This window comes from Dyadobacter sp. AC419 (assembly GCF_979253085.1).
On sequence record NZ_CEEDCD010000017.1, the window covers coordinates 132,576 to 145,554 of the forward strand.

A 12,979-nucleotide genomic window follows, 5' to 3' on the forward strand; every position below is an offset into this window, starting at 1 on the left:
GTTAATTCAACGGATGGCTAAGGCGTGACAATGGCTGCTTTGGTTGCCTTAATATTGTGATTGAACAAAATATAGCAAAACATTTTTCAATCATGAAACGAATCACACTTCAATTGTCATCCGTGCTCTCGGCGCTCTTTCTCTTCGCTTTTTCATGCCAGGATCACGTCACGCCCGATCCTAATCCCGATCCGATTGTCGAGGACGCGCGCGTTAGAACATTGGAAATCACAAATCCAGGTCAGGTTATCAATGACCTTAATTTCAGAATGTCGTTTGAAAAAGTGGGCACCAGGCCTATTTCTGAATATGGGGTTTTACTGTCATTCAAATCAGCCAATAGCGAGGAATTTGCGGCAGTTCCGACGCTTGGAAATGAATTCAGCAGCGCGCTTAAATTTGATGACGCACCAACGGCTGGCGAGCATGCTAATCTGAAACAATCAGTTGGTTTTGACGACTTTAAAACACTTTATTATCGTGCCTATGCGAAACTGAATAATGGCAATGTTGTGTATGGGGATGTAATGGAATTCACGCCGGTTGATATTCCTAAATTCGGCACATTTACTGTGACTAAAACTCAGAATGTTCCGGCAGATGCCAAACTGCAAATTATTGGCGTTGGAACAGTTGAAGTGCAAGAGTATGGTGTTGTCTATTCATACAGAACAACGGCAAACGGAGCGATAAATAGCCAGCCGACATTAGCTGATAAAACTGTTACATACCCACTGCCGGTCACCGTTAAAACACATTCAATCAGTTTGCCAATTGCGGAAGGCAGTTATAACAAACTATACGCACGCCCATTTATGCGGTTAAAGAATGCGAAGATCTATTACGGAAGCATTTACAGTCTGTAATTAGACTTTGCGATTCTTATTGCATCCCTCCGGGATTTGACGGAAGCGTGGGCACCTGCTTTTGTTTTCAATGTTGCATCCCTCCGGGATTTAGCGATTGCATAGGAAACGCTTTTTCTACCAATGTTGCATCCCTCTGGGATTTGATGAAAGTGTGGGACCTGCTTTTGCTACATAAGGTTGCATCGCTCTGTGATTTTTGAAATGACACTGCTTACATAAAGTGCCTTACGAAACGCCTTTATATGTGGCGTTACAATAATCGCAGAGCGATGCAGATTGGTAGATCATGTTAAACCGTGAATAATTAAAATCCCGGAGGGATGAAACAACGTGTAAATTGCCAAAACCGGGTCTAATGTCTATTCAATGACATTCAATTCGTCTCCGACACGGATGACCCCATAATTACCTGGCGACCATATTTTGCCCAAACAAAACCTTGTTATTAACTCTTCGGTAGGATGCCAGCGTTTTTAGTGGTTCTGGGCCTTTTTCACCGGTTGCCGGATCAACTGTTGTTAAGACGCACCTTCCACAAGGTTTTACGATTTCAAAATCGATGTCGCCAAGCTTAATGCGCTTCCATTGATCTTCCTCGAAAGGCATTGTCTCAGCGATCACAAAATTCGGACGAAAACGGACCATTGAAATCTGCTCTTCCAATCGGGAATTTAGCTCGTCGAGAGAAGCTTGGGAAATAACAAGAAATGGGAAACCATCCGCAAAACTTACGTGCTCTCCATTGCTGGCATATTTTGGATCTGCCTTTCGCTCCGTTGATTCGGGCATCATAACGAGTCTGACCTGCTTGTCCAGCTGCGCGGAAAGCCACATATCCGCTTCATTAGAAACTGTCACCGCATCCACAACGTCGTCCCAGATTGTTACTGAAAGTGTTTCCGCAGAAACAGGAGCATAAGGAACGAGAACGTTGTTTTCAGGATCATTTCTCACAGATATTCGCAAGCCTTCTGATTCCAGCGCTACATCGATCAAAGCCATTTGACTAAAAACCCTTTGCGTTATAAACACATTGTTTTCGTCAATGATGAGCCAGCGGCGATCATATTGCAATCCTCTTTCTTCAACTTTTGCTTCCGTGAGCCGAATTCCACCCAATGATTTAACAGGATAGATCCATATTTCTGATAGGCGCATATTCAATTCAATTTTTTCGTGACGAAGTAAAATCAATGTGCACGAATGTTAAAATTCCATTCGCGCCAGCGGACTGACAGTTTGATCCGTGAAATCGTTTGCCTTAAACTTATAATGTGCAGCCATGGCAATCATCGCAGCATTGTCCGTACAATATTCGAATGAAGGAATGTAAACTTTCCAGCCCAGTTTTTCTCCGAGTTCGAGCAATGATTTTCGCAATCCTGAGTTTGCAGAAACGCCGCCAGCAATCGCTATTTCACGAATGCCGGTTTCCCGGGAAGCCTTTTTTAGCTTTTTCAGAAGAATATCGACAAGCGTAAATTGAATGCTAGCACAAATGTCATTCAGGTTTTCAGCAATGAAATCAGGATTCTGACGCACTTGTTTTTGCAAGAAATACATAAACGAAGTCTTGATTCCACTGAATGAGAAGTCAAGGCCCGGCATTTCCGGAAGCGGAAACGGGAACGCTTCGGGATTTCCCAGCGCCGCATATTTATCGATCAGCGGTCCGCCGGGATATGGAAGATCGAGCAGTTTAGCTGTTTTGTCAAAGGCCTCACCCACCGCATCGTCTTTCGTTTCGCCAATGATTTCCATTTCAAGCGGGGCGGTAACTTTCACAATTTGCGTGTGGCCGCCGCTCACAGTAAGACAGAGAAACGGGAACGCTGGCTTGGGATCGTCAATGAAATGCGCAAGCACGTGCGCCTGCATGTGATTTATTTCAATTAAAGGGATTTTCAGCCCCAAAGCCATGGATTTTGCAAAGGAAGTTCCTACCAGTAAGGCACCTAATAAACCGGGCCCTTTGGTAAAAGCAATGGCATCCAGGTCTTTTTTTGTTACTTTTGCATCATTCAATGCGTTATCCACCACAGGCAGAATATGTTGCTGATGAGCTCGCGAAGCCAGTTCGGGAACAACTCCACCATATTGTGTGTGAATGAGCTGCGTGGCAACAACATTGGAGCGGATTTTCCCGTTAGTGATTACGGCTGCGGAGGTTTCGTCGCAAGACGATTCTATGGCGAGGATATTCATAATTTCTTGAAAGTAATCGCAAAATTAAGCATTAACAATAAGATAAGCGGTATCCCCCCGCGAAGCTGTATATGTTAAAATTCCTGAAGGCGTTTGGTAATGGTCTGATTGTAGTAATCATCTTCGCGCTGCTGGCGCTCGGAATTATGACCATTGCGCTTCAACTTCCTTCGGTTCAGACTTGGGCAGTTCGCCGCGTCACAAGCAACATTTCTGAAAAATTAGGCTATCCCATCACCATTCAAAAGGTTAATATCAAGTGGTTTGACGTTGTTTCATTGGAAGGGATTTCGGTGAAGGATAAAAATCAGAAGGATATGATCGATGTTGGCCGGATCGATGTTAACCTCGATTTGAACAACATTATTGAGAACTCGAAAAAGGAGATATATCTGGATGAAGTTAACGTGTTCCAGCCCGATGTTCATCTGGTTGTGAACCCGAGTTCGGGTTCGCTGAACATTGACGGATTTATTGAACGCATTAATGAGCTCACTGCGCCAAAAGTCCCGCGACCTGCCAATGCGCCTGAAAACAACACGCCATTTATCATCGGAAAATCGAAAGTAATTGACGGCACTTTCCGGTATGACGACCCGCGGCAAACCCGCGAAAAAGGCCGCCGTGTGTTCGATTATTCTCATTTTGAGCTAAATAAGTTAAGCGGAGACCTGAAAAATTTCCTCGTCCAGGGCGATACCATTTCATTTTTGGCAAAAAACCTGGAAACGGTTGATAAACAGACGGGCTTAACCATGCACGATCTGGATACTCGTTTTCTGTTTTGTCAAAAAAAGATGGAATTGAAGGAGCTGGACGCGCATATCGGCAATTCCTATCTCAAAGACGAGGTCATTTTCTATTACAACCGGTCCGGAGAACTGGGTGACTTCAACCATAAGATCCGGATGAAAGGCCATTTGATCGGCAGTTATGTTGATTCGCGTGATCTTGGCCTTTTTTCGACATATGTTGATAACCTCAATGAGCGCTGGCGAATTTCTGGTGACTTCAATGGGAAGGTCGATAATTTTATGCTTTCCAATATGGATTTGCACTTTGGAAAAGGCAGCAGGTTGGTCGGTAATGTTGGTTTTGAAGGCCTTCCTAAGATTGAAGGTGTGAAAATGGACGTTCAATTGTCCCTTTCAAAAGTGCAGCCATCCGATTTGATCCAATATTATCCGGAATGGGACATGCACCCGACCCTGGAAAAGTTTGGCCAGACCTTATTAGATGGAACATTTAAAGGAACGCTGGAAGATTTTGCGGTAAATGCGTCCGCTTCATCGCAAATGGGTGAGGTGGCCGGCGATCTCGTTTTTCACATTGCGGACGAACAGTCAACGACTTATTCGGGTCAGATTAAGACTTCTGCATTCAAACTTGGAACATTGCTGGATGACGAGGAAACTTTCCAGGAACTCGATTTTGACGGCAAAGTTTACGGACGCGGAACAGAGCTGAAATACGCTTCCACAGACATGAACGCAACGGTTGTCCGCATTGGATTTCGCAATTACGATTATAAAAACATCGGGTTAAAAGGGAACATTCAAAACCAGTATTTCAACGGGCAGGTTAGCGCGCGGGACAGCAATTTGCTGGCGACGATTGAGGGAGAATTTGATTTGTCCAAAGCGCAGAATGCATTTGAAGTGCAGGGTGTCGTGGAGCGGGCTAATCTTAAACAGTTGGGCCTTGTAAAAGAGGATATTACATTGCGCACCCAACTGAATATCAACTTGTCAGGCAACACTTTCGATGCGCTGACGGGCGATGCCAAGTTGCTGAACACTTATTTTTTAATGGCTAATAAAGAGCGTAACCTGGTTATGGATACGCTGGTTTTCTCGTCACGGCAAATTGAGGATCGGAGGATTTTGAAATTGGAAAGTGAATTTTTGACCGCCAAAATGGACGGGAATTTCCTCCCAACTGCTGCTTATAAAGACATTACTGGCATATTGGAAGAATATAAACTCTATTTCTTCGAAAATGAAGCCAACCGGGCCGAGTATTATGCCAAGAAAACCGCACAGGCTTCCGACCGCAAATATGAAATCGATTATGCAGTAGAAACGAGGAATCTGTCCCGTTTTCTCGCCTTTCTGAGTCCTGACGTGTATATTTCAAAAGGCGCAAAGGCAGAGGGAAGTTTCAAAATGGACAACACTGCTTTCCTATCTTTTAATGCTGTTTCGGACACGGTTCGATATGGGACTAATGAATTTGTGAATGCGGAAGTTGATGTCACCACTTCCAAATTTGTAAACAGTGCAGAAGTCCTTGCGTCTGTGCTGGTCACTTCCGATCGCCAGAAAATGAGCGTCCTCGTACCGACTGAAAAGTTGGAAATTGAAGGAACCTGGGATCGCGACCATATTGACTTCAACGGCGCCCTAAGACAGGTTAGCAGCACCAATAATGCAAATCTGGCCGGTGAAATTCGCTTCCTGCCTGCCGGTTTGGACATTCACTTTAATAACTCTCAACTCAACTTGCTGGAAGAGGAGTGGGCAGTGCCTTCGGAGAGTTTTATTTCGATTGTAGGAAAAGACATTACCATGTCGAACCTGGGTCTGGTGAGCGGCAAACAGCGGATTTTCGTTAATGGAACCGCGTCAGCCGATCCGGAAAAGACATTGACGCTCGACATTAAGAACTTCAAACTTTCCAGCTTAAACTCGTTTTTGAACACTAAGCTGGCCGGAATCATGGACGGCTCGGCCAAGGTGAATGACATTTATAACAGCGTCATGCTCGACGCCAATTTTAACATTGAAAGTCTTGGTTATGGTCAGTATGAATTTGGAAACCTGTCCGGAACAGGCGATTGGGACCAGGGCAGCAGTGAATTGGAAATTGACGCACAGCTGAACAAGAATGCGCGCAGAGTTTTCAACCTCACCGGAGCTTATCGCCCCAAACTTGCAAACAACACATTAAACCTGAGGGCGATTTTTAATAATTTTGACTTCAAAGCCCTTGAACCGTTTGCCGATGGCCTGGTTTCAGACATTAGCGGCACAGCAAAAGGGGTCGTTTTGATCAAAGGCGCGGTGAATGCGCCCGTTCTCGAAGGCTCGCTTGCAGTGGACAAAGGTCAGATGAAATTCGATTATCTGCAGTCGGTTTTTACTTTCAGTGATAAAATCAACTTTACAGAAAGTGAGATTACATCTGATAACATTCTCATAACTGATGCCGATGGAAACACTGCGAATCTTCGGGGCGGCGTTTTTCATGACGGATTCAAGTATTTTTCGCTCGGCTTCAATGCGGACTTGCGCAACTTTAAAATTCTCAACACCACGGCGCGGGACAATGATACTTTCTACGGAACGGCTTATGTTACGGGCCCTGTCGCGGTTTTTGGCCCGATTGATAACCTCAACATTGAGGCAAACGTAACGAGTAATAAAGGCACGAAGATTCACATTCCACTGGACGGCGCTACGGAAGTGGCCACGCAGGATTATATCCAGTTTGTAAGTAAAATGCCCGCCGTGGACAGCACAGCCAGGTTATCTGATTCAACTGCAAGAAGTCAGGTTGCGGGCGGCATCAAGATGGATTTTAACTTTAACCTGACTCCTGATGCGACTTGCGAGATTATTTTTGACAGACAAACCGGTGACATTATCCGCGGAAACGGAAGCGGCCGGCTTAACCTGAACATTGATACAAAAGGCGATTTTACAATGGCCGGCACTTATGAAATCGAGCGGGGAGACTACAACTTTACACTCCAGAATGTCATTAATAAGAAGTTTAACATTAAACCCGGCAGCCGGATTGTCTGGTCGGGAGATCCATATGGCGCGCAATTAGACGTTAAAGCGGGTTACACGCAGATGGTTTCGCTGGCTGGCGTGTTACCAAATACAAGCGTGGGGACTTCCAATGGCGATGCGCTTTCGAGACGCTATCCTGTGGAAGTGACCATTGCGCTTTCGGAACAGTTAATGTCCCCGCAAATTAAGTATGACCTTAAAGTGCTTGATAATCCTTCGTTAAGCAGCTATCGCGGTCAATTGGAGGCTTTTCAGAATAAATTAAAATCCGATGAGCAGGAATTAAGCAGACAGGTGAGCAGCCTTTTGCTTGTGAATCAATTGCTTCCCGAAACCAGTCTGGCAGCTGTTGGCAGCCAGAATTTCCTGGGAAGCAGCATTAGTGAGCTTGTTTCCAATCAAATCAGTCGCTGGGCGTCGGGAATTAATGAAAATCTGGAAGTAGGCGTTTCCGGGCTTTCTTTGGACCAGAATGCATTGAATAATTTGCAGCTGCGCTTTTCCTACCGCTTCCTGAATGACAGGTTCCGGGTAACGCGTGACGGACGGTTTACAAATGGGACCCAAAGCACAACCGGGGCCAGCACATATGATGCCGCAAGTTTGCTCGGTGAATGGACGCTTGAATATTGGCTCAACAGCCGCGGATCCGTTCGGGTGAAGGCTTATAACCGCAATGTGCAGAATTCACTTTATCTGAACACATCATTCACGACTGGCGGCGTTAGCATGCAGTTTACGCATAGTTTCAACCGTTTTTCGGCGATGCCAAAACCTGCTGTGAAATTGCAAACTGCTCCCGCAGATTCTGCCAAGCAAGACACGACGGGCACTAAGATGATCTCCAAAAAAGACCCGACGCGCTAGTCAGAATGCTAAGCGTAACTTGATCATTCACCCCGGTAACGCACAGCCAGCCCGCTAAGCATGTAACCTTCACTTTTCACGCTGGTGTAATACTTGTATTTCACATTGATAATGGCATCGGCACCAATCTTTTGCGCCTTCATAACGAGTTTGGCGGTCAGCAATTCTTTCGTTTTTGCATCATTGCCGCGATACATCATGCGCTTGTCCTGCGTCTGACGCGCTGTCAACGAATCTTCACTCGTTATTTCCACAATCCCAATTTCTGAATAAGGGCGTTCAAGCGGCTGATTATCATATAGTAACTCAATTGGATACTTTGTATTGGTCGAGATAGGGATGCCCGAAGAGCAGCTTGCCAAAAACAGGACGGCAGACAATAGAAAAAGGCGGCTTATATTTTTGAACGGTGTCATTTACTAATGATTAAATCATATATGCTAAAACTGCTATTCTTCTCTCAGAATTCCTACTGGCGCCGAAAATATGTAGAGCAGTTGCAAACAGATACGGCAAAACAGGTCGGTTTTGTTGCACTGATTTTATTTTACCATTTATCCGTTAGTCATTGCTAAATGCGATATTCTCAGCTATTTTCATACATTGTAAATCTCATCTTATTCTTATTGGTATGGTCATGAAATTTAAAAGAAGCGCATTCAGCAATAAAGCTGTTTGCGGAATGCTTTTGGCGTCCATGCTTGCGGCTCCCGCGTTTGCGCAGGATTTGCCGAAAGGCGTCAAAAAGATCACTTCGGTGGAGGGGATCACCGAGTATAACCTCGAAAACGGCTTGAAAGTGCTCATGTTTCCCGACCCGTCAAAGCCAACTGTGACTGTTAACGTCACTTATCTCGTTGGTTCGCGGCACGAAGGTTACGGCGAAACGGGCATGGCGCATTTGCTTGAACATATGGTTTTCAAAGGCACGCCGAAGCACCCGAACATTCCGCAGGAACTGACTGAGCACGGCGCAAGGCCCAACGGAACCACCTGGTATGACCGTACCAATTATTTTGAGACATTTTCGGCCACAGAAGAAAATCTGAAATGGGCGCTCGACCTGGAATCAGACCGAATGATCAACTCTTTTATTGCCAAAAAAGACCTTGACAGTGAATTCAGCGTGGTGCGCAATGAGTTCGAATCGGGGGAAAACAGTCCGTTCCGTGTATTGATGGAACGCGTTATTTCCGGCTCTTTCCTTTGGCATAATTACGGAAAATCGACCATCGGAAACCGTTCCGATATTGAAAAAGTGCCTATTGACAATTTACAGGCATTTTATAAAAAATATTATCAGCCTGATAATGCAGTCCTGACCGTTGCCGGGAAAATTGACGAAGCCAAAACGCTGGCTATGATCAACGATTATTTTGGTAAAATCCCAAAACCAGAGCGTGTCCTTCCCAAATCTTACACGTCCGAGCCAACGCAGGATGGAGAGCGATTTGTTGAATTAAAAAGAACGGGCGATGTGCAAATGATCATGGCTGCGTATCACATTATGCCCGGTTCGCATGCCGATTATCCGGCGATGGAAGTTCTGACGGAGCTTTTGACCGCTGAACCGAACAGCCGGCTTTATAAAAATCTGGTTAATACGAAAAAGGCATCTTCTGAGTTCGGCGCCAGCTTCCAATTGTATGACCCGGGCTTTGTGCTTTTCGGAGCAGAGGTTTTGAAGGAAAAATCGTTGGACGAAGCGAAAAAAGCATTTACTGCAACATTGGATTCTGCGGCAGTGCTGAAACCGTCCAATGAGGACATTGAACGCGCAAAAACGACAATCCTGAAAAACTGGGATCTTGAATTCCGGAATTCCGAGCGCGTTGGATTGAGCGTGAGCGAAGCTATTGCAACGGGTGACTGGCGACTGGCTTTTTTGTTCAGGGACAACATTCGCAAAGTTTCCGCAGAAGATGTTTTCCGCGTTGCGCAATATTATTTGAAGCCTTCCAACAGAACATTAGGAACATTTGTGCCGGAAGCAAACCCGGTAAGAGCCGAAATTCCGGAGGCGCCAAACGTGGCTGAGCTCGTTAAAAATTACAAAGGAGAGGCCGTTGTGGCAGAAGGCGAGGCATTTGATCCTTCGCCAATGAATGTGGAAAGCCGCACGACTCGCGTCGAAAAACCAAACACGATTGAAACAGCATTGCTTCCCAAAACCACGCGTGGAAATGTGGTTGCTGCCCGGATCACATTGCGTTATGGTGATGAAAAAAGCCTGATGAACAAATCGGCAATTTCTGATCTGACGGGTTCCATGCTCATAGGGGCACGAAAACGCGCACAAGACAACAGTTGAAAGATGAATTTGACAAGCTCAAAGCGCGGGTAAGCTTCTTTGGAGCTGCCAACCAGGCCGGAGCGAGCATTGAAACAACCAAAGAAAATCTTCCTGCGGTGATGAAGCTTGTTGCGGAAGTGTTAAAAACGCCGGCATTTGATGAGTCTGAGTTTGAAAAGCTTAAACAAGAAGAGCTGGCCGGCATTGAATCGCAGCGCAGCGAACCGCAGGCCATTGCATTCAATCAATATCGACGCATTGTAACGCCTTACCCGAAAAGCGACATTCGCTATGTTGGCACGTTCGATGAGGATGTGGAAAGCATTAAGACAACCACGATTGACCAGATCAGACAATTCCATAAGGAGTTTTATGGAGCCAATAATGCGTCTGCAACGGTTGTAGGCGATTTTGACAAAGCAGCCATTCAGAAAATTATCAATGATGAGTTTTCAAACTGGAAAAGTGCGAAGCCATTTACAAGAATTGCGTCACCATATGTGGCTGTAAAAGCGGAAAATAAGATGCTGGAAACGCCGGACAAAGCCAATGCAATGTTCGTTGCGGGATTAAATATGCCTTTGCAAGACACAGATCCTGATTATCCGGCATTGGTGATTGGCAATTATCTGCTTGGAGGTGGCTTTTTGAACTCACGTCTGGCAACGAGAATTCGTCAGAAAGATGGATTAAGTTATGGCGTTGGATCACAATTCTCGGCAAGTCCCTTGGATAAAAACGGAACATTCATGTCCTACGCAATTTATGCGCCTCAAAATGCTGAAAAGCTCGAAGCTGCATTTAAGGAAGAGATTGAAAAGACGATGAAAGAAGGTTTTACAGCCGAGGAGCTGAAAGCGGCAAAGTCGGGTTACCTGCAATCACGGCAGGTGGCGCGCTCTCAGGATGCATCATTAACCAACACTTTGACGAGCAATCTTTACCTGAACCGCACAATGCAGTGGGACGCAGACTTTGAGAAAAAGGTGGAATCATTGACGCCTGAGCAGATTAAGGCAGCATTTAGCAAGCATATTGACTATAATAAGCTTGTCATTATCAAAGCAGGAGATTTTGCCAAAGCCAAAAAAGGTGCGCCTGCGGCCGCAGCGCCTGCCCCGATCGGCGGAAGCGAAAAGAAATAAATTGAATGTGAATAGACAGGAAAACCGGTCGCATTTTGCGACCGGTTTTCTGCTTTTAAAGCAGTACATTTTTATCTTTGCCGAGTATAACAAGGAAATTAAATCCCTTCAATGTTCTTTCAAATGAAATTGGTACCAAACGTGTTCCTCAAATTCCTGATTGCCGGACTTCTCATCAGCCCAACCGTTTTCAGTCAGTCAAAAACAAAGACAGCGGCCGGCCCGAGCAAACTTGCACGTCCTAAGTTGGTTGTGGGAATTGTGGTGGACCAAATGCGCTACGATTATCTCTATCGCTATTATGATAAATACAAGGAAGGCGGACTGAAACGCCTTATGAATGAGGGTTTCAACTGCCGGAATAACCATTATCATTATGCATTAACGGTTACTGCAGCGGGACATTCAGCTGTTTATACAGGCTCATTGCCAGCGGTTAATGGCATTGTAGGGAACGATTGGTATGATAGTCAGGCCGGAAAAACGGTTTATTGCACGGATGACAGCACGGTGGCCACAGTAGGAAGCAATAATGGAGCCGTTGGCAAAATGTCACCCAAGAACCTGCTGACAAGCACGGTGACAGATCAGTTGCGGATCGCAACCAATTTCCGCTCAAAAACGATTGGTGTTGCCATTAAGGACCGGGCGTCTATCCTTCCGGCGGGACATGCGGCAACGGGCGCTTACTGGTTTGATTCAAAAACGGGAAACTTTGTAACGAGCACTTATTACCGAAATGATCTGCCGGAATGGGTAACGGCTTATAACAACCGGAAAATGCCTTCTGAATACTCCAAGCTGGGTTGGAAGACATTGTTGCCCGTTGCGGAATACACGCAAAGCTCGCCGGACGATGTGCTTTGGGAAGGAAAAATTTCAGGAGAAGCCAAATCTGTTTTTCCGCATGAGCTGATTGGCACAGCAGGTGACGCTTACACAGTTATTACGACTTCTCCGTGGGGAAACACCATGACCAAAGACATGGCGATTGCGGCGATTAAGGGTGAAAATATGGGTAAAGGAGCCGACACGGATTTTCTGGCGGTAAGCTTTTCAACGCCAGACCGCATCGGACATGCATTCGGGCCGAACTCGGTGGAGCAGGAGGATAATTATTTGAAACTGGACATGGAATTTGCGGACTTGTTCAACTTTCTGGACACTTGGACAGGCAAAGGAAATTACACCGTTTTTCTGACCGCCGATCACGGAGCGATGGACGTTCCTGCATTTTGGAAAGAACATAAATTGCCAGCCGGACTAATGAGCGCAACCGGACTTACGCGCACAGTTGTGAAAGCATTGAACGATGCTTTCGGCGAAGGCGATTATATTTCAGCATTTGAAAATTATCAGCTTTATCTCAACAAGAAGCTTTTAAAAGATAAAAAAGTGACCGTTGCGCAAGTTTACGATGTGCTGCGCGAGGCTTTGCTGCCCGTGGACGGCGTTGCGGATGTGCTTAATTTGACAGACATCGGGCGCGCACCTTTGAATACATATCAACTGGAAATGTATAAAAACAACATCAATGCAAAGCGCAGCGGCGACATTCAGCTGATCGTCCAGCCGGGTTGGTTTGCCTCTTCTTACGGCACCGGAACAGATCATGGAACGCCTTATAATTATGATACGCACGTGCCGTTCCTGCTTTATGGGTGGGGTGTAAATAAGGGTGAAACCTTGCGCCGGACTACGATTGCTGACATTGCGCCAACAATTTCTTCATTGCTGCACATTCTGCCTCCGAGCGGGAATGTGGGCAATGCAGTGGAAGAAGCTTTGAAAAAATAGTTGAGA

The 12,979-nt window shown here is 45.7% G+C and carries 6 protein-coding genes and 1 pseudogene; 4 read left to right on the forward strand and 3 right to left on the reverse strand.

Translation table 11 applies throughout. From position 1 onward, the window contains the following. The first annotated feature begins 92 nt into the window (after positions 1 to 92). Positions 93 to 866: a hypothetical protein gene (locus tag AC0IYG_RS10865; RefSeq protein WP_471711103.1), complete on the forward strand. Its 774-nt coding sequence runs from the start codon at positions 93 to 95 to the stop codon at positions 864 to 866. Between the two features lie 408 nt (positions 867 to 1,274). On the opposite strand, the gene AC0IYG_RS10870 is transcribed toward AC0IYG_RS10865, so the two are convergent. Together AC0IYG_RS10870 and tsaD are read right to left on the reverse strand one after the other, a co-directional pair. After that, complete coding sequence (locus tag AC0IYG_RS10870; RefSeq protein ID WP_471711104.1) at positions 1,275 to 2,027, reverse strand: MOSC domain-containing protein; 753 nt, start codon at positions 2,025 to 2,027, stop codon at positions 1,275 to 1,277. Between the two features lie 48 nt (positions 2,028 to 2,075). Beyond that, entirely contained in the window at positions 2,076 to 3,074 is a 999-nt protein-coding gene (gene tsaD / locus AC0IYG_RS10875; protein ID WP_471711105.1) for a tRNA (adenosine(37)-N6)-threonylcarbamoyltransferase complex transferase subunit TsaD, read from the reverse strand. Positions 3,075 to 3,145: 71 nt separating this feature from the next. Between tsaD and AC0IYG_RS10880 the strand changes: the two genes are divergently transcribed. Then, positions 3,146 to 7,738, forward strand: coding sequence for a translocation/assembly module TamB domain-containing protein (locus AC0IYG_RS10880; RefSeq protein WP_471711106.1), 4,593 nt, complete (start codon positions 3,146 to 3,148; stop codon positions 7,736 to 7,738). A gap of 23 nt (positions 7,739 to 7,761) precedes the next feature. On the opposite strand, the gene AC0IYG_RS10885 is transcribed toward AC0IYG_RS10880, so the two are convergent. Beyond that, complete coding sequence (locus AC0IYG_RS10885) at positions 7,762 to 8,154, reverse strand: hypothetical protein (protein WP_471711107.1); 393 nt, start codon at positions 8,152 to 8,154, stop codon at positions 7,762 to 7,764. A gap of 266 nt (positions 8,155 to 8,420) precedes the next feature. Here AC0IYG_RS10885 and AC0IYG_RS10890 point away from each other — a divergent pair. Both AC0IYG_RS10890 and pafA read left to right on the forward strand, forming a co-directional pair. Further along, positions 8,421 to 11,176 (forward strand): annotated as a pseudogene (locus AC0IYG_RS10890) (M16 family metallopeptidase). A 123-nt stretch (positions 11,177 to 11,299) separates the two neighbouring features. Continuing rightward, on the forward strand, positions 11,300 to 12,973 hold the full coding sequence (gene pafA / locus AC0IYG_RS10895; protein ID WP_471711108.1) for an alkaline phosphatase PafA: 1,674 nt from the start codon (positions 11,300 to 11,302) through the stop codon (positions 12,971 to 12,973). Positions 12,974 to 12,979 lie beyond the last annotated feature (6 nt).